The sequence below is a fragment of the Pseudomonas peradeniyensis genome, assembly GCF_014268935.2.
GTDB classification, from domain to species: domain Bacteria; phylum Pseudomonadota; class Gammaproteobacteria; order Pseudomonadales; family Pseudomonadaceae; genus Aquipseudomonas; species Aquipseudomonas peradeniyensis.
Genome location: NZ_JABWRJ020000005.1, coordinates 59,815 through 86,389 on the forward strand (window position 1 = coordinate 59,815; position 26,575 = coordinate 86,389).

Consider the following 26,575-nt stretch of genomic DNA (forward strand, 5'->3'; position numbering starts at 1 on the left):
TCCCAACCCTGACACCTTGTTGCTCCTTTGGGTGTGCCTGCCCGGCCAGTTCATGGCCGGGCTTTTTTATGCTCGTAACAACGACGTGGGAGAACGGCGTGGGAGCGGGCTTGCCCCGCGATAGCGCCAGATCGGTCGATGATGTTTGCCGGGCCTGTGCCATCGCGGGGCAAGCCCGCTCCCACGCATATCCGCCAGGCGAGCGTGCAACAAAGGAGGGCGGAGACCCCAAGCACCCCCACAATCCCCATGGTTGAACTGCCCAGGCCCAACCCGCTAAGGTCCCCGCCTTGATCCACGAGGGCCAACCATGGGCTACCTGATAATCGTCGCGCTGATCCAGGCGTACTCCTTCAACCTGATCGGTGAATACCTGGCCGGCCACGTCGACAGCTACTTCGCCGTGCTGGTCCGGGTGCTGCTGGCCGGCCTGGTGTTCCTGCCGCTGACCCGCTGGCGCCAGGTCGAGCCGCGCTTCATGCGTTCGATGCTGCTGATCGGCGCGTTGCAGTACGGCATCACCTATGTCTGCCTGTACCTCAGCTTCCGCGTGCTGACGGTGCCGGAGGTGCTACTGTTCACCATCCTCACCCCGCTGCATGTCACCTTGATCGAGGATGCCCTGAATCGGCGCTTCAATCCCTGGGCGCTGCTCGCTGCCCTGGTGGCGGTGGCCGGCGCGGCGGTGATCCGCTTCGACACGGTCACCGGTGAGTTCTTCATGGGCTTCCTGTTGCTGCAACTGGCCAACTTCACCTACGCCGCCGGCCAGGTGATGTACCGTCACCTGGTGGCCCGTCACCCCAGCGACCTGCCGCACTATCGCCGGTTCGGCTATTTCTACCTGGGCGCGTTGCTGGTGGTGTTGCCGGCCTTCCTGCTGTTCGGCAATGCCGAGCACCTGCCGAGCACCGACACCCAGTGGCTGGTGTTGTTGTTCCTGGGCCTGTGTCCGACGGCGCTAGGGTTGTACTGGTGGAACAAGGGCGCCTGCCTGGTCTCCGGCGGCACCCTGGCGGTGATGAACAACCTGCATGTGCCGGTGGGCTTGTTGCTCAACCTGCTGATCTGGAACCAGGACGAACCGCTCGGGCGCCTGGCCATTGGCGGTTCGGTGATCCTGGCGTCGGTGTGGTTGAGCCGCTTGGGTGGCCAGCGCGCGAGGCTGCCGGGAGCAGCCTGAGGCTCATTGCCGGCGCGGCAGGCCAGTGTGCACGACCAGGCACAATGGCAGGGTCAGCAGCAGCGTGCCTGCCAGCGCCATCAATCCCTGTTCCACCCCGGTGTGGTCGGATATCGCGCCGATCAGTACCGGCGCCAGCGCGCCGCCGCCGACGGTGCCGGTATAGAAGCAGGCGAACACCCGTTCGCGCTGTTCGCGGCCGGCGAAGTCCGGCACCAGCCCGGTCAGTACCGATGAAGTGCCGTTGAGGGCGACGCCGATCAGAGGCATCACCAGCATCAACGGCAGGTAGGGCAACGGCAGCGCCACCAGGATCAACCCGGCGGTCAGCAGCTCGGTACAGATCACGGTGCGTACCGGCCCCAGCCGGGCGCCCAGGTAGCCGCAGAACAACTTGCCGAAGGCGCCGCCGATGAACAGCAATGTCAGGGCCAGGCCGATCTGCGCGGTGGTCGCGCCCTTGCTCTGCAGCAGGAACGGCAGGAAGGTCAGAAAACCCATGCGCACGCCACTGTCGAGGGTGCCGGTGGCGATCAGCGCCGCCAGCCCCGACCTTGAGCCAACCTGGTCGTGGGCTGTGGCCTTGCGCTCTGATCGCCCTGCGGGTGGCGCCTGTCGCAACAGCCACCACAGCGCCGCTGCCGCCCCCAGGCCGAGCAGGCCAAGCACGCTGGCGTTGGCCTGCCATGACACATACACCAGCACCAGGCCGACCAGCCCAGGGATCAGCGCCTTGCCGATATCCCCGGCGAAGTTGTACTGGGCCAGGGCCTGCTTCACCTTGCCACTGCCTTCGTAGGCATCGGCGACCAGCGCGCTGGCCAGCGGGTGCTGGGTGCTGGCGCCGAGGCCGGCGAGCATCAGGGCGATCAGCAGAAGACTCAGGTCACTGGCCTGGGCCGCCAGCAGGTAGGCCAGCCCGGCCAGCGCCGTGCCCCGGACCAACAGGGCCTCGCGGCCCCAGCGCCGGGCACCTTTGCTGGCCAGCAGCTGAAAGCCCGCCATCATGCCAGCGTAGGCGCCGCGCAGCAGTCCGACCTGGGCGTAGCTGAGGCCGAAGGCGACCTGCCACAGTGGCAGCAACACGTAGATGACATCCGTCAGGCCGTCATGTACGCCATGGGCGAGGCTGGCGGCGGCGAGGGCCTTGCGCCGAGGCGATGGCGGGGCGTCGTGCAGTGGAACGCTGGAAATGTCCTGAGGCATGGCTCGCTCACGCAGGCTGTGGCAGGCGTCTGTCGAGCGTCAGGGATGGGCGTGGCGAGTGGGCCGTCGATCTTCCGTGATGACGTCGTCCTGGATGGCCCTAGGGTAGTGCGCCTTGGGGGCGCAATGCAAAGGGGGCACCCGTTCGGGTACCCCGATTGGACGGTCAGGCCTCGCTCAATGCGTCCAGGCTGCGTGGCTGGGTCTGAGGCAGCGGCCTGGCCGCCAGCCCCACCCGCATATCATTGCCACTCGGTTGCTGGTACAGGCTCAGCCCGAACTCCGGCAGCACTGCCAGCAGATAGTCGAAGATATCGCCCTGGATGCGCTCGTACTCGGCCCACACCGTGGTGGTGGTGAAGCAGTAGATCTCCAGCGGCACGCCTTCGGCGGTGGTCTGCATCTGGCGGACCATGCAGGTCATGTTCGGGTGCACGTTGGGGTGGTTCTTCAGGTAGGCCAGGGCGAAGGCGCGGAAAGTGCCGATGTTGGTCAGCTGGCGGCGGTTGGCCGAAAGCTCCGCCACCGGGCCCAGGGACTCGTTCCAGTGATGCAGTTCCTGGCGCTTCTGCGCCAGGTAGTCACCCAGCAGGCGTACCTGGCCCAGGCGCTGTTCTTCGTCCGGGCTGAGGAAGCGCACGCCGGCGGCGTCGATGAACAGGCTGCGCTTGATCCGACGCCCGCCGGACTGCTGCATGCCGCGGTAGTTGCGGAACGACTCGCTCATCAGGCGCCAGGTGGGGATCGAGACGATGGTCTTGTCGAAATTCTGCACCTTGACCGTGTGCAGGGTGATGTCCACCACGTCGCCGTCGGCGCCGGCCTGGGGCATCTCGATCCAGTCACCGACGTGCAGCATGTCGTTGCTGGTCAGCTGCACGCTGGCGACGAACGACAGCAGGGTGTCCTTGTACACCAACAGCAGCACCGCCGACATGGCGCCCAGACCCGACAGCAGCAGCAGCGGCGAGCGGTCGATCAAGGTGGCGACGATGACGATGGCGGCGAAGATCCACAGCATCATCTTGGCCAGCTGCATGTAGCCCTTGATCGAGCGGGTGCGGGCGTGCTCGCTGCGGGCGTAGATGTCCAGCAGCGCGTCGAGCAGGCAGGACAGGGCGCGGGTCATGAACAGCAAGGTCACCGCCAGGGCGACGTTGCCGAGGAAGTGCTGGGTGGTGGTCGACAGCTCCGGCACCAGCTTCAGGCCGAACTGCACCACCAGCGACGGGGTGGTCTGCGCCAGGCGGTGGAACACCTTGTTATGGCGCAGGTCGTCCAGCCACCTGAGTGCCTGTTGGCGGCCGAGCAGGCGGGTGGAGTGCAGGATCAGGAAGCGTGCGAGGCGGCCGACCAGCAGCGAGACCAGCAGCAGCACGATCAGGCCGAGGGCGGCGTGCAGCAGCGGGTGTTGGTCGAGCGTGCCCCAGAGGTCGAGGGCGTCGCGCCAGAAGCGTTGGATGTCCATGGGCGTGGAAGCGGTCTGTGTTGCGGTATGAAGGGTTATTAGAGCGTGGATCGGCGCAAAGTTGCCAAAAGAAATTCGGTTCTGGCCACGGAAAACGTTACCCTATGCAACTGAATTTTTCGCACTTGCCCGAGGTTACCCCGTGTTTTCCCAATTCGCCCTGCACGAACGCCTGCTCAAAGCCGTGGCCGAGCTGAAATTTGTCGAGCCGACGCCGGTGCAGGCAGCGGCCATTCCCCTGGCCCTGCAAGGGCGTGACCTGCGGGTGACGGCGCAGACCGGCAGCGGCAAGACCGCCGCCTTCGTGCTGCCGCTGCTCAACCGCCTGGTCGATCGCAGTGGCCCGAGCGTGGAGATCCGGGCGCTGATCCTGCTGCCGACCCGCGAGCTGGCCCAGCAGACCCTCAAGCAGGTGAAACTGTTCTCGCAGTTCACCTACATCAAGTCGGGGCTGGTCACCGGCGGTGAAGACTTCAAGGAACAGGCCGCCATGCTGCGCAAGGTGCCGGATGTGCTGATCGGCACCCCCGGCCGCCTGCTCGAGCAGCTCAATGCCGGCAACCTGGACCTGTCGCATGTGGAAGTGCTGATCCTCGACGAAGCCGACCGCATGCTCGACATGGGCTTTGCCGAAGACATGGAGCGCCTGTGCAAGGAGTGCGAGAACCGCAAGCAGACCCTGCTGTTCTCGGCCACCACGGGCGGTGCGGCCCTGCGCGACATCATCGGTAAAGTGCTCAAGGATCCTGAGCACCTGATGCTCAACAGTGTCTCGCAACTTGCCGAAGGCACCCGTCAGCAGATCATCACCGCCGACCACGACCAGCATAAAGAGCAGATCGTGCAGTGGCTGCTGGCCAACGAGACCTACCAGAAGGCAATCATCTTCACCAACACCCGTGCCCTGGCCGACCGTATCTACGGCCATCTGGTGGCCAAGGAGGTCAAGGCTTTCGTCCTGCACGGCGAGAAGGACCAGAAGGACCGCAAGCTGGCCATCGACCGCTTCAAGGATGGCGGCTCCAAGGTCCTGGTGGCCACCGATGTCGCCGCCCGCGGTTTGGACATCGACGGCCTGGACCTGGTGATCAACTTCGACATGCCACGCAGCGGTGACGAGTACGTGCACCGTATCGGCCGCACCGGCCGTGCCGGTGGCGAAGGCCTGGCGATCTCGCTGATCACCCACAACGACTGGAACCTGATGTCGAGCATTGAGCGCTACCTCAAGCAGCAGTTCGAGCGCCGCGTCATCAAGGAGGTCAAGGGCACCTACAGCGGGCCGAAGAAGGTCAAGGCCTCGGGCAAGGCAGCCGGCAGCAAGAAGAAAAAGGGCGATAAGAAGTCGGGTGCCGACAAGAAGGGCGCCGTCAAGAAAAAGCCTACCGCCAAGCCGAAGGCCAATGCGCCTCTGGCCAGCTCCGACGGCCTGGCACCGCTGAAAAAGCGCAAGCCGGCGGCTGAGTAAGCGCGTCTGGCAATGAGCCCGCCACTGCAACGGTGGCGGGTTGCTTCACCTCTTTCCCCAGGGCGCGTAGCCCGTTTCCCAAACCGTATTCCAGCCCGGGCATTTTGCCGCCCGACCGCCACACTCCTCTGGCATCTGCAGTCAAGGAGGAGTAGCGTATGTACAGCTGTAAATACGATTGTCCCGTGCGATTTGAATGGGACGAGGAAAAGAACCTGCTCAACATCCGCAAGCACGGTATCGACTTCAACGACGTGCCCGAGATGTTCCGCCAGCCGATGCTGGCGTTGCGGGATGAGCGATTCGAGTACCCGGAGGCACGCTGGATCGGCATGGGCTGGATCAATGCCTGGGTCAGCGTGGTCGCCTACACCGAACGGCAGGGTGATGTGATCCGCATCATTTCCGCCAGAAGAGCCACTCGACGTGAGGTAATGCGCTATGTCGAAACCGTCCAGAAGCTGTGAGCAAGACCAAGCCCCGGTCGATACCTCGGACATCCCCGAACTCGACGACGACTTCTTCCGTCGCGCCGAGCTGCGGGTGCCGGCCAAGCAGACGGTGACCATCCGCCTGGATGCCGACGTACTGGCCTGGTTCAAGGAGCAGGGCAGCGGCTACCAGACCCGCATCAACCAGTTGCTTCGCCAGTACATGCAGGCCCAGCAGCGGCGCTGATCCAGGCGCGGTCAGGTTTTCCTTTCCGCTTCTTTAAGTTCCTGGATGCGCTTGTCGATCAACTGGCATTTGTCCGGCAGGTCCTTGCTCGCCGTTCCGAGCTCCATGTGCTGGAGCTCGTCGTTGATCTCCTTGGCCTTGCGCGGGTTCTGCTCGGTCAGTTGGCTGACCAGCCCGGCCAGTTCTTCTCTTTTCTGCGTGGCCTCTTCCGGTGTGCAGGCCCAGATGGGCTGAGCGCAGAGCAGGGTGGCCGCGCAAATAAGGCATGGCAACGTCTTCATCCCTCGACTCCCTGGTTACCAGTGGATTCAGTCCGGTGGAGGCGCCGGGCTGCCTGGAAGTTCAGTCGAGGTGATTGCTGGAAGGGTTCCTTGAAGGTTTCACGGTTTTTTGGCGATATTAATTTGACGTCATAATGATGGCAAAATAATATCTCGCGCTCTTTTTCCGTGGTCCAGGGACTGGATGATGTCTATGCGTTTTCACCGGGGGCGAGCTTGCGTACTTGTCGCCTTGTTGGCCTGTACGACCATGGGTACGGCCCGTGCTGCCTCGCCTGGCGACCAGGACCTGATCCGCGACCGCCAGGACCGCCTGCTCGAAGAGCAGCAGCGCCGTCTCGAAGAGCTGCGCAACCTGCCCGGCAAGGCCGCCGAATCCGCTGAAGCGCAACAGGCGACCGACAGCCGCTGCTTCACCATCCACACCATCGAGCTCAAGGGCGCCGACAGCCTGTCCGCCGCCGACCGCGACAGCCTGCTCAAGCCCTTTATCGACCAGTGCCTGGGCGTCACCCAGCTCAATGCCTTGCTCAAGGCCATCACCGACCATTACCTGGGCCGCGGCCTGGTCACCAGCCGCGCCTACCTGCCGCAGCAGGACCTGTCCTCGGGCCACCTGCAGGTGCTGGTGGTGGAAGGGCGCCTGGAAGGGCTGCGCCCGGACCCGGCCAGCGGCCTGAGCGAGCGTGAGCTGGCCATGGTTTTCCCCGGCAAAGTCGAACAGCGCCTGAACCTGCGCGAAGTCGAACAGATGGTCGACCAGCTCAACCGCCTGCCGTCGAACAAGGCGCAGATGGAGCTGACCCCGGGCAAGGCCGTCGGCGGCAGCGAAGTGCTGGTGCGCAACACCCAACAGAAACCCTGGCGCGCCTCGCTGTCGCGCAACAACGAAGGCCAGCGCAGCACCGGCGAGCAGATGCTCAACCTCGGCCTGGAATGGGACAGCCCGCTGGGCCTGGCCGACCAGCTGATGCTGCGCGGTGGCCACGACGTGGTCAGCGACCATACCCAGGGTTCGAAGAACGGCGTGCTGTATTACAACCTGCCGTGGGGCTGGTGGAACTTCACCTACAGCTACAGCGAGAGCGAATACCGCTCCCTGGCCCAGGCCAACGGTTTTGCCTTCAAGCAGACCGGCGACAGCCAGAACCACCAACTGCGCGCCGAGCGCGTGGTGCACCGCGATGCCACCAGCAAGACTTCGCTGAATGTCGGCATGGCCCACCTGCGCACCAACAACTACATCGAGGACAGCCGCCTGGAAGGCAGCAGCAACCGCCTGAGCGAGGCGCAGTTCGGCATCAACCATGGCCGGCGCCTGGGCAATGCCTTCGTCAACCTCGATCTGGGCACCCAGGAAGGCATCGGCGCCTTTGACGCCCAGGACAATGGCCATCCACGCCCGGGCCAGCCGGTGGCGCGCTACCGCAAGTACAGCGCCACGCTCAGCTATGTGCAGGGTTTCGAGGTGTTCGGCGAGCGGCTGAGCTTCAGCAGCCTGGCCACCGGCCAGCGCAGCGAGGACGTGCTGTTCAGCCCGCAGCGCATCAGCCTCGGCGGGCTGTCGTCGGTGCGCGGGCTGAAGGACCAGTCGTTGTCCGGCGACAGCGGCGGCTACTGGCGCAACGACCTGCGCTGGACCCGCCCGGTGAGCTGGCCGGTGCTGCAGCCGCTGGTGGCCGAGTACGGCCTGGGCCTGGGCTACGACCTCGGGGTGATCCGCAACGAACGCTACAACGGCCAGTACCACGGCCGTGCCAGCAGCCACTCGCTGGAGCTGTTCGCCCGCGGCCAACATATGGCTGCCAGCGTGACCTTCGCCCACAGCCTGGAACGCCCTGACGTGCTGACCGAAAAGGAACGCCCGGTGTATTTGCGCCTGGACTTCTTCATCTGATCCCCTGACTCACGAGACCTGACATGGACGTCCGCCTGTTTGCCTTCCTGGCCCGCCAACGCTCGGCCGAAATACAGCCCCGTGAGCACTTCTGCGGGCTGCCCAAGCGTGGCCTGGCCTTCCTGCTGGCCAATGCCATGTTCTGGCAGCCGCTGTGGGCACAGGCCGCCGAAGGCGTGGTGGTCAGCGGGCCGGGCACCAGCCTGGGCCAGGCGGGCAACGGCGTGCCGATCGTCAACATTGCCGCGCCCAACGGCAGCGGGCTGTCGCACAACCAGTTCAGCGACTACAACGTCGGCCAGCAGGGGCTGATCCTCAACAACGCCACCGACCGCACCCAGGCCACGCAGCTGGGCGGGATCATTCTCGGCAACGCGAACCTGAAAGGCCAGGCGGCCAGCATCATCCTCAACGAGGTCAACGGCGCCAACGCCAGCCAGTTGCGTGGCTATACCGAGGTGGCCGGGCGAGGGGCGCATGTCATCGTCGCCAACCCCCACGGCATCACCTGCGATGGCTGCGGCTTCATCAACACGCCACAGGCCACGCTCAGCACCGGCAAGCCGGTGATCGAGGGCGGCCAGCTGACCCGTTACCAGGTCGACCAGGGCCACATCGCCATCGAAGGGGCGGGGATCAACGCCAGCAACGTCGACAGCTTCGAGCTGATTGCCCGCAGTACCAAGATCAACGCTGAGATCCAGGCCCGCAACCTGGCCATCGTTGCCGGGCGTAACGATGTCGATGCCCGCACCCTGGCGGCCACTGCGCGTGCTGACGACGGCAGCGCCAAGCCGAGCCTGGCGATCGACTCCAGCGCGCTGGGCGGCATGTATGCTGGCGCGGTCAGGCTGGTGGGCACCGAGGCCGGTGTCGGTGTGCGCCTTGATGGGCGGATGATTGCCAGCGGTGGCGATATCCAGCTCGATGCCAATGGCCAGTTGCGCATGGCCCAGACCAGCGCCGGCGGCGATGTGCGCATCCGGGCGACCGGTATCGATGCGCAGGGGCCGGTACATGCCGGCAAGCAACTGCAGGTGGAAAGCCGTGGTGACCTGGTTAACCGCCAGGGGCTGACTGCGGCGGGTTCGGTGCAACTGGACGCAGCTGGCCAGCTGAGCAACCTCGCGGGCATCCAGGCCGGCATCCAGGCCGATGGCAGCCGCGCGGCCGACGCCGACCTGAAGATCAACGCCGGTGCCGTGGACAACCGCAACCAACGCCTGATCGCCAGCGGTGACCTGACGCTGTCCACGGGTGGCCGCCTGGATAACCAGGGCGGCAGCCTCAGCGCCGGGCGCCATGTCGACATCAACGCCGCAACGCTGGATAACCGCCAGCAGGGCAAGGTTGTCGCGGACGGGCGCATGACCCTGGCCGGTGGGCAACTGCTTAACAGCGACCGTGGCCAGATCACCAGCCAAGGCGCGTTGAACGCCACTTGGGCGCATCTCGACAACCAGGCCGGTGAATTGTCCAGCCTTGATGCCCTGGCGCTGAACCTTGGCAGCCTGGACAACCGCAATGGCAAGGTCCTGGCCAACCGGGGCATCAGCGTCACCAGTCAGGGCCTGGTCGACAACCGGACCGGCCGGATCGCCAGCCAGACCTCCCTCAACCTGACTGCCCAGGCCCTGAACAACGGTCAGGGCGGCCATATCAGCGGCAACCAGGCGGTCACGGTCAACGTCGGTCGGCTCGACCAGCAAGGTGGCCACCTGAGCAGCGTCACCGAGCTGACCCTGGACCTGAATCATGGCCGGCTGGACAACCGCGACGGCGAGATCGTCGCCAACCAGCTGCGTCTACGGCAGATGGCCGATATCGACAACCAGCGTGGCGAGATCTTCAGCAAGGACGCCTTCAGCCTGACGGGCCGCCGTCTCGACAATACGGGTGGCAAGTTCTACAGCGAGCAGGCCCTGACCGTGCGTCTCGATCAGTTGCTCGACAACCTGGATGGCCTGGTCTCGGCCGAGGGCCTGGATATCCAGGCCCTGGCGTTGCACAACCAGGGCGGCGTAGTTACCAGCAAGTCCGGCCTGGTGTTGACCACCCGCGCAGCCATCGACAACCAGCACGGTGAGATCTCCAGCACCGGCCACGGCCAGGTAAAGGCAGGCAGCCTCGACAACCGTGAGGGTATGGTCACGGGTGGGGCGCTGGAACTGGTGGTCGCCCAGGCGCTGGACAATCGCCAAGGCGTGCTGGCCACCGGCAAGGCAATGACGCTGAACGCCGCCAGCCTCGACAACCGCGAGCAGGGCAAGCTGCTCAGCGATGGCACGCTGACCGCCAAGGTCACCGGCCTGCTGGACAACCAGGCCAAGGGCCTGGTGAATGGCCAGGGTGCTACTGATATCGACGCGGGGCAGTTGGACAACCGTGGCGGCCGGGTGCAGGGCAAGGACCTGCTGACCCTGCATGGCCAGCATTGGGACAACCGCGGCGGCAAGATCGAGGGCGATGGCGCGATGACGCTGACCATCGACCACCTCGACAACCGCGACCAGGGCCTGGTCAGCGGCCAGGCCGGGGTGCGCTTCAATGGCACCGAACTGCTTAACCAGCTCGGCATCTTCGGCGCGAAGGGCAACCTGGACCTGGTCGCTGCGCACCTGGACAACAGCGGTGGCAGCCTGACCAGCGGCGGCGATCTTGATGGGCAGGTCACGCGCCTGGAACAGCTCGGCGGCAAGCTGTCCGCCGACGGCAAGCTGACCCTCAAGGGCAGTTCGCTGGTCAACCGCCAGGGTGCCGTGCTGGGCGCAGGGCAAGGCATGCGCTTGACCGTGGACAACGTCGACAATCGTGGCGGCGAGCTGTCCGCAGCCAAGGCGTTGAGCTTGACCGGCCAGCGCCTGGACAACACCGGCGGCCAGGTCCTGGCCGAAACCGACCTGGCGCTGACGGTGGCCGAAGTCATCAACCAGGCCCAGGGCCTGCTGCGCGGCAAGGGCCAACTGACTCTCGACGGCCAGACCCTGGACAACCGCGACGGGCGTGTTTCCGGCGAGCAGGGCGCACGCCTGCGCCTGGGGCAGGCGCTCGACAACGGCAAGGGGCTGCTGACCAGCGAGGGTGACCTCGATATCGGCGCCGCCAGCCTCGACAACACCGACGCCGAGCTGAGCAGCGCCGGCAAGCTCACCCTGGCCACCACCGGCAAGGTAGACAACCAGCGCGGTTCGATCACCGCCGACGGCACCCTCGACCTGCGCAGCGCCAGCCTGGACAACCGTGCCGGCGAGATCGGCGCGCAGGGGGCCATGGACATCGCCACCGGGACCCTCGACAACCGCGACAGTGGCCATGTGGTCGGTAACGATCGCCTGACCATCAACGCCGGTCAGGTCAACAATGCCGGCGCAGACAGCCGCATCGACAGCGATGGCGCAATGAGCCTGACCGCCACGGGCTTCGACCAGCAGGCCGGGCGCCTGCTGAGCAAGGCCTCGATTACCCTTGACCTGGGCCAGGGCGCGCTGGTCAACCATGGCCTGATCAAGGCCCCGCTGCTGGTGCTGAACAACCTCGGCAGCGTCGACAACCAGCGCGGTGAGATCGTCAGCCCGCAAGGCTTCACCCTGGCCGCCGGTACACTGGACAACCGCCAGGGCAAGTTGGTCAGCGATCAGGTTCTGACGGTGCGCATTGCCCAGGCACTGGACAATACCAAGGGGCTGGTCTCGGCCAAGGGCCTGGACCTGCGTGCCGCCAGCCTGGACAACCGCGAAGGTGAAGTCAGCAGCCGAGCCGATCTGGCCCTGACCATCGATGATCGCCTGGACAATCGTCAGGGCACCTTGGTGGGCGACACCTCGCTGAAGCTCGCCGCCAAGACCCTGGACAACAGCAAGGGCAAGATTTCCGGCAAGGGCCGTGGCGAGATCGAGGCCGCCACGCTGCTGAATACCGCAGGTTCGCTGGTCAGCCTGGAGCAATTGCAGGTCAAGGGTGGCGAGCTGGACAACCGCGAGGCGGGCCTGCTCGGCAGCAACGGCGCGCTGACCCTGGACGTTGATCGCATCGACAACCGTGGCGGCGAGATCACCGGCAAGGCTGCCGTCGGCGTGACCGGCGCCTCGCTGGACAACAGCGACGGCGGCCTGCTGGTCGCCGGCACCGGCATGACCCTCGCGTTGCAGGCGTTGCTCAACCGCAACAAGGCACGCATCGAGGCCCAGACCGGCCTGACCCTGACCGGTCTGACCCTGGACAACGACGGTGGCCGCCTGACCAGCCAGCGGGACATGACCCTGACGTTGACCGGCGCGGCGCTCAACCGCCTCGGGCTGATCAGTGCCGAGGGCCAGTTGCTGATGGCCGCGCAAAGCCTGGACAACAGCACCGGCAAACTGGACAGCGCCGGCAGCCTGAAGCTGACCACGACGGGCGCGCTGCTCAACAAGGCTGGCGAGTTGCTCAGCGACAGCGACATCACCCTGGCCAGCGCCAGCCTGGACAACACCGACAAGGGTGTTATTGCCAGCAAGGGCGCGTTGGCCATTACCACTGGCCACCTGGATAACAGCCGCCAGGGCAGTGTCAGCAGTAACCGCACCCTCACTCTGCACGCCGGCCAGTTGGACAACCGTGACGGCGGTCGGGTGGGCAGCCGCGAAGCACTCAGCGCGACGGTCACCGGCCTCGACCAGCAGGGCGGCAAGCTGTTCGGCGACACCTCGGTGAACCTCGACCTGGGCCATGGCCACCTGGACAACCGTGGCGGCCTGATCAATGCCCCGTCGCTGCTGCTGAGCAATCTCAAGACCGTGGCCAACCAGGGCGGCGAGATTTCCAGCGCAAAAGCGTTCACCTTCGCCGCCGAGCAACTGGACAACGGCAATGGCCGCTTGCTCAGTGACCAGAACCTGCTGCTGCGGGTCAGCCAGCGCCTGGACAACCTCAAGGGCCTGATCGGTGGCCAGTCGCTGGAGGTTCATGCCGGTGTGCTGGACAACAGCGGCGGCACCCTGACCAGCCAGAGTGGCTTGCAGGTGACCGTAGAGGGCTTGCTGAGCAACCGCGACGGTGGCCGCATCGAAGCCAAGGACGCGCTCGCACTCACCAGCAAGGGCCTGGACAACCACGGCGGCAAACTGCTCGGCAGCAGCCTTGCACTGGACCTGCTCGGCGCCGACCTCGACAACGGCGCCGGCCTGATCACCACCGCCGGCCCACTGACCCTCGCCAACCTGGCCAAGCTCACCAACCAGGGCGGCGAGATCTCCACCGCCCAGGCCCTGCGCCTGGATGTCAGCGAGCTGGACAACCGTGACGGTAAGCTGATCAGCGAACAGACGCTGAGCATCACCAGCGGCGCCATCGACAACCGCAACGGCCTGGTTTCGGGCTGGCAGGGGCTGACCGTTACCGGCCAGAGCCTGGACAACCGCCAGCAAGGCACGCTGTCGAGTCGTTCCGGCGCCGTGCAGGCGACCGTGGCCGGCGCCCTGCGCAACAGTGATGGCGGCGCGCTGGTCGCCCAGCAGCGCCTGGACGTCAAGGCAGACAGCCTCGACAACAGCGCCAAGGGCATCCTGTCCAGCGGCAGCGGCCAGCAGCTGACCATCACGGGGGCACTGGATAACCATGAAGGCGGCCTGATCGATGCCGGTGAAAAGCTGGTCATCAGCGCAGGTTCCCTCGACAACCATGGCGGTCGCGTGGCCACCCGCCAGGACCTCGGTCTGACCGCCGCGAGCCTGAACAACAACGACGGCAACCTCGCCGCCCAGGGCGCCCTGACCCTCGACCTGCTCGGCGAGCTGCTCAACCGCAAGGGCACGCTGTTCGCCGGCAAGGACCTGCTGATCCAGCGCGCCGGGCTGGTCGACAACCAGGCTGGCCAGATCGCCAGCCAGGGCCTGCTCAAGGTGCTGGCCGGCAGCATCGACAACAGCCAGCGCGGCACCCTGGCCGCCAGCGGCCCGCTCACGCTCGACAGCAGCGGGGCGCTGAGCAACACGGGCGATGGCCTGATCTACAGCCAGCAGGGTGACGTGAGCCTGCAGGCGGCAAGCCTGAACAACAGCAAGGGCACCGTGCAGGCCAAGGGCGCGATCACCGCGCAGGCCCACGGTGTGCTCGACAACCAGGGCGGCAAGCTGATCGCCCAGGATGGCGCGCTCACCGTCACCGCCGATACCCTCGACAACCGCGGCGGCATCCTCGCCAGCCTCAAGCAGTCGCTGGGCGTGCGCACCACCGGTGTGCTGCGCAACGGCAGCGATGCCAATGGCCAGCGCGGTATCCTCCAGGCCTTGGGCCTCGATGTGCAGAGCGCCAGCCTCGACAACCACGGCGGGCGTATCGCAGCAGTGGGCGGTGATGCACTGATCCGCACCGGGCAGCTGGACAACCGCGACGGCGGCATCTCCGCCAGCGGCCTGCTCAAGGTCACCGGCACCAGCCTGCTCAACGGTGGTGACGCGCGTGGCGAGATGGTTGGCCAGCGTATCGAACTGGGGCTCAATGGTGCCCTGGACAACCGCGGCGGTGTCGTCGAAAGCGCCAGCACCCTGGCCATTACCGCCGCCAGCCTGGACAACCAGGGAGGACAACTGCGTGCCGTGGGCACCAGCGGCAAGAGCCAGTTCGCCATTGGCGGGCTGTTCGACAACCGCAACGGCCAGGTGGAGATCGGCAGCAGTGACCTGACCCTCGGCGCCGGCCTGCTGCAGAACGTCGGTGGCAAGGTGCTGCACGCCGGCAAGGGCGTGTTCGACATCGACACCGCCAACCTCACCCGCGCCGGCGGCAGCCTCAGCACCCGAGGTGGGCTGACCCTGACCGCCGACAGCTGGACCAACGCCAGCGTGATCCAGGCCGGGCGCCTGACGGTCAACGTCAACAACCTCACCCAGACTGCAGGCGGCCAGTTGCTGGCACTCGACAGCCTGGTGGGCAACGGCGGCAACTGGAGCAACGATGGCCTGATCGCCAGTGACGGTACCCTCAGCCTGAACCTGGGCGGCAGCTACGACGGCAATGGCCGGGTCAGCAGCCTGGGCACGCTGGGGTTGAGCGCGGCGCAGATGACCCTGGGCGCCAATGGCAGCGTCACGGGCGTGGGCAACACCACGATCAATATTGCGGGTCTGTTGAGCAACCAGGGGCGGTTGAGCACGGCGGGCGATCTGCTGGTCAACGCCGATAGCGTGAACAACCTGGGGACTCTGGGTGGCAACCAGTTGGTGCGGGTGACCAGCGGCAGCCTGCGCAATGACCATGGGCTGCTGTTCAGTGGCGGGGACATGCAGTTGTATGCCGACAGCCTGACCAACTTCTACGGGGATGTTTACAGCCTGGGTGGGCTGACCGTGGCGCGGGATGGGGCGGGCGCCAGGGCTGATGTACTGGAGAATATTTCCGGTAGTTTAGAAAGTGTCGGTGATATGCACCTTGGCGCTACATCAATTAGTAACAGAAAAGAAAATTTCAGCGCGCCTGGCAAGCTCATTTCCAGCGCTATTGGGATGCGTGAGACCTCCCCCGGAGGGGGGCACATGGTGTTGCTGGAACACTATGAAGCGGAGGTTTCAAGCGACTCGCCTTCTGGGGTGATTACTTCAGGAAGAGATCTAGTAATGTCGGGCGGAGATGTGGTCAATTTTGCATCTATCATTTCTGCTCAGCGAAATATTGTTGCTAGTGTAGATGAGTTCAATAATACCGGCGCGACGCTGGGTAGTTATACGACACTCAGATCATTTGATGTTCCTTATATAAAAAACAAATATCAGGGTTCATTTTGGGGTTCGGTCTTGCGGTATAATGCGGCCAATGATCCTGGTTATGTAACGAAAAACGGTTACAAAAGTGTGCTAGGTAGTTTGCGCTACTGGGACGCAAATTGGAATGAGACGGTAAAATTTGTACGCTCTAGTCCCGGAATGGCACCTAATTGGGATGCCTCCGTTTCGTTCGGCTGGGTGCGGGTTATGGGGAATTTTTACCAAGGAAACTACTACGGGCCTTCTCCAGCCTATAACCCTGACACCAGAACGCCATTACCGGATGCCATAAGCAACCCAAAATTCTTTGACACAAGGACTGTCAGCCAGGCTGGAGGTGTTGCTGCCGCCAGCGCGGTGGTCCAGGCGGGGGGTGTTGTACAGATCAATGCCACAAAGAACCTTGAAAACAGTGTTATTCGGGAAGGGCAGCCCCTTGGTCCAGTCGTAGGCAAGGTATTTGACCCGGCGCTTCCTGGCAACCTGAACAACACCATAGTCAATCTTCACGCTCAATTACCTCCGGATCTCGCCCGGCAACAGGTTAATCCGCTGACACTGGGTACCTTTAATCTCCCAACCGGCCAGAATGGCCTGTTCCGCCTGAGTGGCCAGGGAGGGAGCGCTTCGGGTAGCCCGGCACAGAGCTGGAAGCTAGGCAGTGCAGACGTAACGATCCAGGACCGTCAGACGATGGTGTCCGGCACCCAGCCTGGGGCGCTGCAGGCCATGGATGCCAGAGCGGTGGAACAGAATCATCAGCAAATCGACCGAATTGCCCATCAGGGTGGAGCCGTGGGTGGCACTGCCAGCGCCATCGGTGTCAACGCGCCGAATGGCGCGCCGGTTGAAGTATCCCTGCCGCAACGACATCCCGGTGCCGATGTTCGCGAGTTGGCTGCCGGTGGCAACCTGGGCATCAGCGCTCGTCCTGACATCCCGGGGGTCACCCGGATGCCGGATAGCCAATACACCAGCAAGCCGCACAAGTATCTGATCGAGACCAACCCGGCCCTCACCGACCTCAAGCAGTTCATGAGTTCCGACTATCTGCTCGGCAACCTGGGCTATGACCCGGACCAGAGCTGGAAGCGCCTGGGCGATGGTCTTTACGAACAGCGCCTGATCCAGCAGGCGGTGGTAGCGCGTACCGGCCAACAGTTCATCGATGGCCAGACCTCCGGCGAGCAGTTGTTCAAGTACCTGATGGACAACGCCATCCGCAGCAAGGACCAGCTCCAGCTCAGCCTGGGTGTGGGCCTGACGGCCTCCCAGGTCGCGGCGCTGACCCATGACATCGTGTGGATGGAAAAACATCAGGTCAATGGCGAGGAAGTGCTGGTCCCGGTGCTCTACCTGGCCCAGGCCAACAACCGCCTGGCGCCCAACGGGGCGTTGATCGCCGGCCAGGACGTACAGCTGATCGCCGGCGAGAACCTGACCAACGCCGGTACCCTGCAGGCCAGCCGCAACCTGTCCGCCACCGCCGGCAACAACCTGGTCAACACCGGCCTGGTCCAGGCCGGAGAGCGCCTGGAACTGCTGGCTGGCAACAACCTGAGCAACAGCGCCGGCGGCATCATCACCGGGCGCGATGTGAGCCTCACGGCGGTCAACGGCGACATCATCAACCAGCGCGACCAGGTACGTGCCGTCACCAACTTTGGTGGTACCAGCCAGCACCAGGACTACCTGGACAGCGCCGCCCGTATCGAAGCCGGTAACAGCCTCAGCCTCAAGGCGGGCCAGGACATCAAAAACGTCGCCAGCGTGATCCAGAGCGCCGGCGACCTGTCGCTCAGTGCCGGGCGCGATGTCAGCATGCTGTCGGTCGAGGAGCGTGAAGGCTTCTACAGCGACCGACAGCGCAACAACACGGTGCAGCAGCACGGCGCCACGGTCACCGCCGGCCGCGACCTGAGCATTGGCGCCGGCCGCGACCTTACCGCCGTGGCCAGCCAGATTGACGCAGGCCGCAACCTTACCCTGGCCGCGGGCGAGGACCTGAACCTGACCTCTGCCGCCAACGAAGCCCACAGTTTCAGCCGCAGCAAGAAAGTCACCCAGTCCAAGGACCAGGTCACCCAGGTCTCGACCACGCTCAAGGCCGGTGGCGATGTCTCGCTGTCCGCGGGCCAGGACATGGCCATCGTCGCCAGCCAGGTCAAGGGCAAGGGCGCTGTCGACATCGACGCCGAACGCGACCTGACCATCGCCTCCGAGCAGAACGAAAGCGCTTCGTACTACCTGAAGAAGAGCAAGGGCTCGTTCGGTCGCAGCAGCTCGACGCAGAAAGAGAGCTACCACAGCACCAACGTCGCCTCGGTGATCGAGGCCGGTGGCGACCTCACGGTCAACGTCAGCAAGAAGGAAGGCGGCGGCATCGCCCTGGACGGTGGTCGCGATGTCTCGGTGATCGGCAGCCAGCTCAAGGCCGGCGGCGATGTCATGCTCGGTGCCACCGGCGATGTGGCGGTGCTGTCCGGCGTGGAGGAGCACGGCGAGTACAGCAAGAAGACCAAGTCCGGCTTCCTGGGCCTGTCGAAGAGCGGCAAGAGCCAGCTGCAGACCCGCGCCACGCAGGTCGGCAGCGAGCTGAATGCCGGCAACGACATCGTCATCGCCGCAGGCAGCGATGTGGGCCTGCGCGCCAGTGAGGCCAATGCCGGCAAGGACGTCGAGCTGCGTGCCGGGTTGATCGACAAGGCGGGTGACATCAACCTGGTGTCGGCCAATGACACGGCCTATAGCCACTCGGAGCAGTACAAGAAGAAGACCGGGCTGTCGGTGTCAGGCGGCTTCGTTTCCGTGGCCTCGGCGAAGAAAGCCGGTCAGGAGGCGCAGAGCAGTACCAGCGTTGGCAGCCAGCTTACGGCCAGGCAGGACGCGAGCCTGAGTGCCGAGCGCGACATCAACGTCATCGGCAGCGGTATTTCGGCCGGGCGTAACGTAAGCCTCAACGCCGGGCGCGACGTGAACGTTGCCGCTGCGCAGAACGAGCACAGCGAGCACCAGTGGTCGAGCGAGAAACGCACAGGCTTCGGCGTCTCCGGCGATGACAATGGCGTCAGCGTGTTCCTCGGCAGCGAACAGCAAAAGGCCAAGGACCGCCTCGAGCAGCAATTGGCGGCGGCCAGCCAGGTCAAGGCCGGGCAGGACCTGGGTATTCGTGCTGGACGAGATATCAACCAGACCGGCTCCGACCTCAAGGCTGAGCACGACATCAACCTCGATGCCGGCCGCGATATCAACATCGATGCCGCCCGCGAGCGCTTGCTGGTGGAGCACGAGCGTGAGCAGAAGAGCCAGGGGCTTGGGGTCACGATCAACCATAACCTGGGTAGAACCAAGGATGCGCTCGAAGGCGCCGGCAAAGGTGAGAACGGTGTCAGCCAGACCTCCAGCACCTTGCGTGCAGTCGATGCTGTCAGTCAGTTCTTTGCCGGGCCTACCGCCGATGTGAAGCTTGGCACCACCAAGCAAGGCAGCCGCGAGCGGGTGGTCGAGGAGAGTCAGCGTGGCTCCACCCTGGATGCCGGGCACGACGTCAACGTCAAGGCCGGCAACGATGTCACCATCAAGGGCGGGCAGTTGCAGGCGGGCCGGGACATCAGCATCAGTGGTCGGGATATCAACCTCGATGTGGCCAAGGGCAGCTTCAGCCAGGAGAACCAGCAGACCCAGAGCTGGGGCGGTATCCATGGCGGAACCACTGGCGGGATCAAGCTGGGGGCGGGCGGCAGCTATGGCGTTGCCGACCAGGACAGTGTCCAGGGTACTTCGACCGCGAGCCAGCTGAACGCAGGTCGTGACGTCAAGTTCGATGCCCGCCGTGACGTGAACGTGATCGGCGGTCAGCTCAGTGCCGGGCGCGATATCGATATTGCCGCGGCCAATGACATCAACATCCGTTCGGCGCAGAACGACAGCAACAGCCAGAACACCCGCCATAACGGTGGCGGCGAGGCGGGGTTGGCGTTTGGCGAGGGCAAGGTCGGTTTCTACGCCAGTGTCGATATCGGCAAGGGCGACCTGAAGCGCGAGGCCGAGCAGCAGCAACAGGCGTTCCTGTATGCCGGGGACCAGCTGAAGTTCAGCAGCGGCAAGGACACCACCATCGCCGGCGCGCAGGTGCGTGGCGATGAGGTGATCGGCCGTGTGGGAGGCGATCTCAAGGTTGCCTCCGTAGCGGATACCGGCAAGGTCGAGGGCAAGGAGTTCGACCTGAGTGCAACGGTATCCGTGGGTGTCGGCGCCAGTGTCAGCGGTTCGGTGGGCTACGGACAGACGACCGGCAAGACCAACTGGGTCCAGGACCAGACACGCATCACCGCTGGGAACAAGGTCGACATTCGCACCGAGCACCACACCCAGCTCGATGGCGCGTTGATCGCCGCCGACAACGGCAACCTCAAGCTCGACACCGGCACGCTGGGTTACAGCGATATCGCCGGCAAGGACAAGGAGCACGGTTATTACCTCAACGTCGGCGGCAGTTGGTCGCAGACAAGCGGCGGCAAGTCCGAAACCCATGGCAACCTCAGCGGCTGGGAGTATGAAAAGGACCGCGAGCAGATTGTCCGTGGCACCGTGGGGGCTGGCGAGGTTAACGTTCGCCAGGATGCTGAGACCGGCAAGGACTCGGTAGCCGGGCTGAATCGGGATCTGGACAAGGCTTACGAGATCACCCGGGATAGCGAGTCGCGTACCGATTTGTATGTCTCGGATACCTCTGTCAAGGCGGTATTGAACCCGAAGAAAACCCTGGAACAGTGGCAGAAGAGTGCGGCCAAGTATGGTGAGAACAGTGAAGAGGCCTTGCAGAAACTGGGTGATCTGTTCCTGACTGTGAAGGCATTGGGCGCAGGGGCTGATGCCGATGCGGTGAGTCTTGCCGTGGGCATGGCTGCATTCACTCGTCAGTTGGGCAGTCGCAACGAAGAAACACGTAGCGCGGTGGTTAATACCGTTCTCGGCAGGATTACCCAGGGCTCATCGGGTAAAGAGTTCGATGCAGTTGCCCAGCGCCTGGTCGATTTGGCAGGTAACGACCCACAAGCGGCACTGAAGGTGCTGGCCGCCCTGGATTCCGCCAATCATCAAAAAGACGGGCGAACGAACTTCGTGCCCGTTGCTGCATTGGGTGCGGCCCTGGTTGCGGGGCTCGGTGTGTCACTGAGCCTGAGTCAGGGCTCGCCAGAACGGCAGGCGGATATGCGCGCCGCCGCATCAAGCATGTTCGATGCCATCGAGGCATCCACTACGGACATGAGCAAGAGAGCGGAGTTGATGGTAGTGCTCTCCGGTCTTGTCTTTGGGAGTACGGTCTTACCAATCCATGAGCTTGACCCGCGGGCGAAAATCTACGAAGGGATGCTGGCTGAGAAAAATCGCCAGAACCCATCGAGCGGAGGATATGCGGAAGGTGGGCAGGTGACTGTGACTCCGCATACCGGAGGCAAACAGCTTGATGGGCAGACGACTAGCGGAAATTACGAGACGCCAGGGCACCAGTTGAACCCAGGGAACGTCTATAGCGAAAGTAGTGAAAGCGATAAAGTCATCGGGATTGGTATTCCGTTTCGTCCGGTTAACCCTGACTTCCCACCTAACCAGGCCGTGGTCGATGCCATGAACAGTGATCTCATCAAGAATATGGTGAAATGCACGAGTACAGATTGTTCGGAGATCGCAATCAAGCTGTTAAAAGCTGCAGGTGGGGTGGGTAAAATCATAGAGGTGAGCCCGCTTTCGATTGCAGGGCTGAACGTTCATGAAAATGGGCGGACCGAGGCTGAACAATGGTACCATCAAGTGTATACGGATGATCGTTATGTCTATGATCCTAGGCTTTCTAAACAGCCGATACCAAAAGGTGATTGGGAAAAGCACATTAAAGGAATAAATGGCGATGGAATAAAGATCTCGGACAAGTTGAAGGGTCTTAGGTGATGGATATAAGTGCAAAGCATGAAGGGCGCCAGATTTTAGATGTTGTTGAGTGTTTGGGAGAGACCGAGTGGCGTAAAGGGTCTACCAGTACGTATGTTGTAAAAACACATGCGGGGTTGTCTCTCAGGAGTCAGATTGAATATCCTCCCTCAGTTTGTTTTCGCTTCGTTAAAGAGGATGTTGCGGTTGTTGCTGAGTTGATTAGGTGCGTGGATATCTATCAGGGGGATTTGAAGTGGGCAATGATCGGCAAGGGCAGGGAGGATGGGCGACATAATTGGGTTATTGCACCCCAGCGTTTGTTTGATGTGGAGGGGCAGGCGAATCAGGAAGATGAAACTGCGCAGCAGTTTCTGGCTAGAAATGATCCTGGTTTCGGAAAGCAGGCGTATGAAGATATGGCGGGACTTGTCGCGCATATGAAGAATTATTTTAGGATGGGTTGAGGGTGAAGTAGAACGGAAAAGGGGATAGATCTATTTTGCTTGCTCTAATTTGGATCTCTTTAGGCTAGCGGTCATGCAGGGACGGTAAAAGTTAGAGTAGGGAGAATAAACCTCTTCCCTTTTATTGCTTTTATTGGTGGTGGTATCAAGTTATTCGGTTAAGTTCCGGTATTAGAGGGCCTTATGGAAAAGACTGAGTTGATTCGTTCTTTGATTAAGGCGGGTAGGGTGGCTGATCTTCTCGCTTTCGTCGAGGGGGAGTCTCCGTACCTGACCGATGCTTCACAGGGGGTGCCGGAATCACCTTGGCTGAGAAGAATCTGGGTGCTTGTTGTAACGCATCTCAGATTTGTCACGCGATATGGAGAGGTGACGAAGCCTCAGATCGCTGACGGCCAAGTGCTGTCACCCTATCCTGCAGAGTTCCAGCTGTGGTTGGCGGCAGGTGCACCGGGTATAGCGCTCGAGGATTTTCAGGCCTATGCCAGGGAACATCCATTGGATTGACAAAGCTTTTCTCTTTGATTTTTCTTTGCAATGATGTTTCCCAGGGGTATGGAGTCGCTTGGTGGTGCTCCCATCACCGATATGGGTGAGGTCAGAGAGCAGGCTAAGTGAAAAATCAGTTGAAATGGCTAGGCGGGCGACGAAGTGAAAAATGATTGACGGTATTACTAAACAACGGGTCCAGGTTCTCATGGATCCCCGTTATGGGCCTTATATCAGAGTTTTTTCATTTCAGGACAGTGGGGCGCTCCGGGATCTGTTTGATGATGAATTCAATGTGCTCTACTGGTTGGGCCCTTGCCCGGACCTTAGTGTTCATGGGGGGAGCGAGTACTATTTCGGTACCGTCGCCGACCCTGTAAAACTTCAGGCACTGCTCGACAGCATCGAGCTATAGGCGTTCGCCAAGGTTTCAAGAGAGAGGGTAAGTCACTGATGATCGATTCTGTAACCGGTGAGCGGGTTCAGGTTCATCTGGACCCTGAGCAGGGACCCTTCGTTTATGTTGTGGGGGCCGAGGACTGCAAACGGCTGGAGTATCTGTTGGATGCTGAGTATTTTGTTCCCTATCTGAAGGTGAAGTCGCCAGATCTCTCTCTACCAGTAGCGTGGATTTATTCCTTCGGCAGCATTGCTGATCCACGAAAGCTTCAGGCGCTTCTGGATGGTATTTGATCGTATGCTTCACTGAGTGGGTTTATGGATCCCAAGGCACCCAGTGCAGGTGTAGGTATTGACACCGTTATCAGGTTATATTTCATGTCTTTTTAGTGATGGTCTAAGTAGCGCAACCTGGCGGAGGCACGCTTCGATAGACCAGACAGCGGAAAAGCAGAATGCCAAAGTTTTTGTGTAGATGTGGTTATGTCATGAATTTGTCGCAGGGATGGTCAGATCATGAAATGACATTGATGCCTGAGTCAGTGATCGAGCGGGTTGCTGAGCGCCTGGAGGTGGGGCCAATGTCTTCGGAGCAATTCTATGAGGCGATTGAAGTGACTGCCATGACAGTTTACCGTTGCCCTCAATGCAGGCGATTGTATTTGGAGGAAGGTAAGAATGGTTTCACGGCCTATGCCGTAGAACAGGCAGGGGCTTGAGGGTTGGTAGCAAGTTGTTCGGAAAATAGAATAGGGCTGAACGTGGCCGGGTTAAGTCTGTTTTTGGAGGCATGCCGATGGGGCTGAATGAGAAATGGGTTCCAGGTTTTGGAGAGGTATTCACTTGGTTCGCCATGGATAAATTCGGTCGAATTGCAGTCATGCTGAATAATTGCTACGGGGCCATTCCCGAGGTACTGCTGAGGCTGGAGGAGGTAGAGCGGGTACTGGACTCGATAAGCGAATTTGTTTGGCAGGAGTCCCAGGAATATTCTGATTACCCGCCAGCAAAGCAGGGTGGCTTTGCAGTGGATCTTTACTCAGCTTGGCGCTGGCAAGAAAAGTCGAAAGCCAGTGTGGCAAGTGCACTGCAAAATGACCTGGAAGAACGGCTGAACTATAGCGAGGCGAACCTTGCTTCTAACAAGGGATTATTCGTGTATCACGCCGTGGAGGGTAGCCGTGCGGGTGAGGACTACCCCGAAGGGTATGCTGGGGATACTGCGATGGGTGATTACTTCAGGTTTTTAGTGCCAGGAGAGTACGCCACGCTTGAGGATTTTCCCGTTGGGCTGAGGCGAGGGCTGGTGGTGTCTGATAGCTTGGACTTTTCTTTGCTCCAGATGCTGGAGAGTAGGCTTGTCAGCCAGCATTTTTGTTCGTTGTACCGGGCGTAGGCAGAGCAGGTTGTACGCTCAGGCTGTTTCCCAGGCGCTCGCAAAGGTCGCCGGAAGCGATAATCATTGGATGGGCCGAGATGATCTCACTGTGCTTTGAAACGGGAGAGTGCAGGATGTTTGACCAAGATAACTTGCCCGGCGCCAACCTCGATGGACTGTCATTGCACCGGGCGCAGTTCGACGGCCTGGATGCCAGGGCGACTACGTTCATAGGTAGCGATCTCAGAAACGCGTCGTTCATCGAGGCGGATCTCACCGCTGTCGACATGCGAGGAGCGACGTTGGCCAATGCCCTGTTCAACGGCGCCCGGCTGCGCAATGCCGATCTTTCTCGGGCGCTGGCCGCCTCTGCCGACTTCAGCGGGGCCGACCTGCGCGCTGCAAACCTGGCAGAGGCTGATATCGGAGGGGCTGTATTCAAGGGCAGCAATCTATGCGGTGCCGATTTACGCGCGCGCAGGATCGAGAAGGCAGAATTCCAGTTGGCCATGTTCAACGACAGTACCCGGTGGCCAGCGGGATTCGATCCTGTCGCTCAAGGCGCAGTCCGGCAAAGCGATGATTCTGCTTTTGAAGTGCCTTCTGAAGAGATCCTATGATCGGCTGACACGGTAATTGGGGGGCGTATGGCGCTCAGTTCAGTCTGAATAGATGGGCTTGATGCGTTGACGCCCAGAGGCAAGCCGGCGTATCTCCCGTTGAGCGATGCGGGCAAGAAAACCTGTACGCCCCTGATTACTCAAGCCTTCGCCATGGCACGGACCGGAGACGGGACAATTTAGGCTGGCATCGCCAAGGCCGGTCACCCGATAATCGGGATCCATTCTCACTGCCGAGCCTTGCCATGTCGTTCAACCCGCTGAGGGGCCGCCCATGACTGCGGTCCGCAAGAACCCCGACGCCTTCGCCTTCCAGGTCATGCTGGGGCTGTGCCTGATCTGGGGCTGCCAGCAGGTGCTGATCAAATCCGCTGCCGTGGACATCGCACCGGTCATGCAGGCGGCGTTTCGCAATGGCATCGCCGCGCTGCTGGTGGGGCTGCTGGTCTGCTGGCGGGGTGGCTGGAGCCAGGTGGGCAGCACCTGGCGCGCCGGGTTGCTGGCCGGCGCGCTGTTCGGCCTGGAGTTCCTGTTCATCGCCGAGGGGCTGAAGTTGACCTCGGCGGCGCACATGTCGGTGTTCCTCTACACCGCGCCGATCTTCACCGCCCTGGGGCTGCATTTCATGATGCCCAGCGAGCGGCTGCGGCTGTTGCAGTGGCTGGGCATCCTGCTGGCCTTCGGGGGGATTGCCCTGGCCTTCGCCGGCGGGGTTTCCCTCGAACACCTCGATGGACGCATGTTGCTGGGCGATGCCCTGGCGATCCTGGCGGGCCTAGCCTGGGGCGCGACCACGGTGGTGGTGCGCGGCTCGCGACTGTCCGAGGCGCCGGCGACCCTGACCCTGTTCTACCAGCTGGCGGTGGGGTTTGTCGGGCTGGTGCTGATCGCCCTGGTGAGCGGGCAGATCGCCGATTTCTCGCTGACCCCGCTGGCGGTGGGCAGTGTGCTGTTCCAGGGGATCGTGGTGTCGTTTGTGAGCTACCTGACCTGGTTCTGGTTGCTGCGCAAATACCTGGCCTCGAACCTGGCGGTGTTTTCCTTCATCACGCCGCTGTTCGGGGTGACCTTCGGCGTGCTGCTGCTGGATGAGCCGCTGAGCCTGAACTTCGTGATCGGTGCGGGAATGGTGTTGCTCGGGGTGGTCATGGTCAGCGCCGAGGCGTGGGTGCGGCAGCAGTTGCGCAAGCTGGTGGGATGAGAGGGTAGACGCGCCGGCTCCTGGCGCGTTTCACCACGGCCACGGCTTTTGCTACGTAGGCTGCATCCCCTGTCTCCAATGCGTCAGTCATGAACTGTGCGATGGTTTCTGGAGAAGCCAAATAGGCGGCAGCCTCGAATTCATGGAACGTTTCAGTCATTTTGCGTCCT

At 62.5% G+C, this 26,575-nt stretch carries 16 protein-coding genes; 13 read left to right on the forward strand and 3 right to left on the reverse strand.

Annotation, left to right across the window (positions count from 1 at the left end):
* Positions 1-310: 310 nt before the first annotated feature.
* Positions 311-1,183 carry a carboxylate/amino acid/amine transporter gene (locus tag HU751_RS24535; protein ID WP_186733017.1) on the forward strand — a complete coding sequence of 291 codons (873 nt, stop codon included), beginning with the start codon at positions 311-313 and terminating at the stop codon, positions 1,181-1,183.
* 3 nt (positions 1,184-1,186) lie between these two features.
* On the opposite strand, the gene HU751_RS24540 is transcribed toward HU751_RS24535, so the two are convergent.
* Together HU751_RS24540 and HU751_RS24545 are read right to left on the reverse strand one after the other, a co-directional pair.
* A complete protein-coding gene (locus HU751_RS24540) occupies positions 1,187-2,389 on the reverse strand; it encodes an MFS transporter (RefSeq protein ID WP_186733016.1) in 1,203 nt (400 codons plus the stop codon).
* Positions 2,390-2,555: 166 nt separating this feature from the next.
* The gene (locus HU751_RS24545; RefSeq protein WP_186733015.1) at positions 2,556-3,857 is read right to left on the reverse strand and encodes a mechanosensitive ion channel family protein; all 1,302 of its coding nucleotides are present in this window, start codon (positions 3,855-3,857) and stop codon (positions 2,556-2,558) included.
* A gap of 142 nt (positions 3,858-3,999) precedes the next feature.
* On the opposite strand from HU751_RS24545, the gene HU751_RS24550 reads away from it, so the two are divergent.
* The 3 genes from HU751_RS24550 (at position 4,000) to HU751_RS24560 (ending at position 6,003) form a co-directional block, all read left to right on the forward strand.
* Entirely contained in the window at positions 4,000-5,325 is a 1,326-nt protein-coding gene (locus tag HU751_RS24550; RefSeq protein WP_186733014.1) for a DEAD/DEAH box helicase, read from the forward strand.
* 185 nt (positions 5,326-5,510) lie between these two features.
* Positions 5,511-5,792, forward strand: a complete 282-nt coding sequence (locus tag HU751_RS24555) for a BrnT family toxin (RefSeq protein ID WP_186733012.1) — start codon at positions 5,511-5,513, stop codon at positions 5,790-5,792.
* A complete protein-coding gene (locus tag HU751_RS24560; protein ID WP_186733010.1) occupies positions 5,767-6,003 on the forward strand; it encodes a BrnA antitoxin family protein in 237 nt (78 codons plus the stop codon). The genes HU751_RS24555 and HU751_RS24560 overlap by 26 nt, the downstream gene beginning before the upstream one ends.
* A gap of 11 nt (positions 6,004-6,014) precedes the next feature.
* Here HU751_RS24560 and HU751_RS24565 read toward each other — a convergent pair whose 3' ends face one another.
* Positions 6,015-6,284 (reverse strand): hypothetical protein, encoded by a 270-nt coding sequence (locus HU751_RS24565; protein ID WP_186733008.1) that lies wholly within the window; start codon positions 6,282-6,284, stop codon positions 6,015-6,017.
* 250 nt (positions 6,285-6,534) lie between these two features.
* Here HU751_RS24565 and HU751_RS24570 point away from each other — a divergent pair, with 250 nt between their 5' ends.
* The 9 genes from HU751_RS24570 (at position 6,535) to HU751_RS24610 (ending at position 26,405) form a co-directional block, all read left to right on the forward strand.
* On the forward strand, positions 6,535-8,181 hold the full coding sequence (locus HU751_RS24570) for a ShlB/FhaC/HecB family hemolysin secretion/activation protein (protein WP_225933406.1): 1,647 nt from the start codon (positions 6,535-6,537) through the stop codon (positions 8,179-8,181).
* Between the two features lie 23 nt (positions 8,182-8,204).
* Positions 8,205-21,872 (forward strand): hemagglutinin repeat-containing protein, encoded by a 13,668-nt coding sequence (locus HU751_RS24575; RefSeq protein WP_186733005.1) that lies wholly within the window; start codon positions 8,205-8,207, stop codon positions 21,870-21,872.
* Complete coding sequence (locus HU751_RS24580; RefSeq protein WP_186733003.1) at positions 21,872-22,318, forward strand: hypothetical protein; 447 nt, start codon at positions 21,872-21,874, stop codon at positions 22,316-22,318. The genes HU751_RS24575 and HU751_RS24580 overlap by 1 nt, the downstream gene beginning before the upstream one ends.
* Positions 22,319-22,501: 183 nt before the next feature.
* Complete coding sequence (locus HU751_RS24585) at positions 22,502-22,825, forward strand: hypothetical protein (RefSeq protein ID WP_186733001.1); 324 nt, start codon at positions 22,502-22,504, stop codon at positions 22,823-22,825.
* Positions 22,826-23,260: 435 nt separating this feature from the next.
* Positions 23,261-23,500: a hypothetical protein gene (locus HU751_RS24590; protein ID WP_110739570.1), complete on the forward strand. Its 240-nt coding sequence runs from the start codon at positions 23,261-23,263 to the stop codon at positions 23,498-23,500.
* Positions 23,501-23,661: 161 nt separating this feature from the next.
* Positions 23,662-23,925 (forward strand): DUF8617 domain-containing protein, encoded by a 264-nt coding sequence (locus HU751_RS24595; protein WP_186733000.1) that lies wholly within the window; start codon positions 23,662-23,664, stop codon positions 23,923-23,925.
* A gap of 77 nt (positions 23,926-24,002) precedes the next feature.
* Positions 24,003-24,602 carry a hypothetical protein gene (locus HU751_RS24600; protein ID WP_186732998.1) on the forward strand — a complete coding sequence of 200 codons (600 nt, stop codon included), beginning with the start codon at positions 24,003-24,005 and terminating at the stop codon, positions 24,600-24,602.
* Between the two features lie 116 nt (positions 24,603-24,718).
* Positions 24,719-25,204, forward strand: a complete 486-nt coding sequence (locus HU751_RS24605) for a pentapeptide repeat-containing protein (RefSeq protein ID WP_225933407.1) — start codon at positions 24,719-24,721, stop codon at positions 25,202-25,204.
* Positions 25,205-25,478: 274 nt separating this feature from the next.
* Positions 25,479-26,405, forward strand: coding sequence for a DMT family transporter (locus tag HU751_RS24610; protein ID WP_186732995.1), 927 nt, complete (start codon positions 25,479-25,481; stop codon positions 26,403-26,405).
* Positions 26,406-26,575: the final 170 nt, after the last annotated feature.

Bases quoted from the DNA above. Each gene is read 5' to 3' on its own strand.
- HU751_RS24565 (WP_186733008.1), bottom strand. From the start codon at position 6,284: ATGAAGACGTTGCCATGCCTTATTTGCGCGGCCACCCTGCTCTGCGCT.
- HU751_RS24600 (WP_186732998.1), top strand. From the start codon at position 24,003: ATGGGGCTGAATGAGAAATGGGTTCCAGGTTTTGGAGAGGTATTCACT.
- HU751_RS24575 (WP_186733005.1), top strand. From the start codon at position 8,205: ATGGACGTCCGCCTGTTTGCCTTCCTGGCCCGCCAACGCTCGGCCGAA.
- HU751_RS24560 (WP_186733010.1), top strand. From the start codon at position 5,767: ATGTCGAAACCGTCCAGAAGCTGTGAGCAAGACCAAGCCCCGGTCGAT.
- HU751_RS24540 (WP_186733016.1), bottom strand. From the start codon at position 2,389: ATGCCTCAGGACATTTCCAGCGTTCCACTGCACGACGCCCCGCCATCG.
- HU751_RS24605 (WP_225933407.1), top strand. From the start codon at position 24,719: ATGTTTGACCAAGATAACTTGCCCGGCGCCAACCTCGATGGACTGTCA.
- HU751_RS24570 (WP_225933406.1), top strand. From the start codon at position 6,535: ATGGGTACGGCCCGTGCTGCCTCGCCTGGCGACCAGGACCTGATCCGC.
- HU751_RS24590 (WP_110739570.1), top strand. From the start codon at position 23,261: ATGATCGATTCTGTAACCGGTGAGCGGGTTCAGGTTCATCTGGACCCT.
- HU751_RS24580 (WP_186733003.1), top strand. From the start codon at position 21,872: ATGGATATAAGTGCAAAGCATGAAGGGCGCCAGATTTTAGATGTTGTT.
- HU751_RS24610 (WP_186732995.1), top strand. From the start codon at position 25,479: ATGACTGCGGTCCGCAAGAACCCCGACGCCTTCGCCTTCCAGGTCATG.
- HU751_RS24545 (WP_186733015.1), bottom strand. From the start codon at position 3,857: ATGGACATCCAACGCTTCTGGCGCGACGCCCTCGACCTCTGGGGCACG.
- HU751_RS24535 (WP_186733017.1), top strand. From the start codon at position 311: ATGGGCTACCTGATAATCGTCGCGCTGATCCAGGCGTACTCCTTCAAC.
- HU751_RS24585 (WP_186733001.1), top strand. From the start codon at position 22,502: ATGGAAAAGACTGAGTTGATTCGTTCTTTGATTAAGGCGGGTAGGGTG.
- HU751_RS24595 (WP_186733000.1), top strand. From the start codon at position 23,662: ATGCCAAAGTTTTTGTGTAGATGTGGTTATGTCATGAATTTGTCGCAG.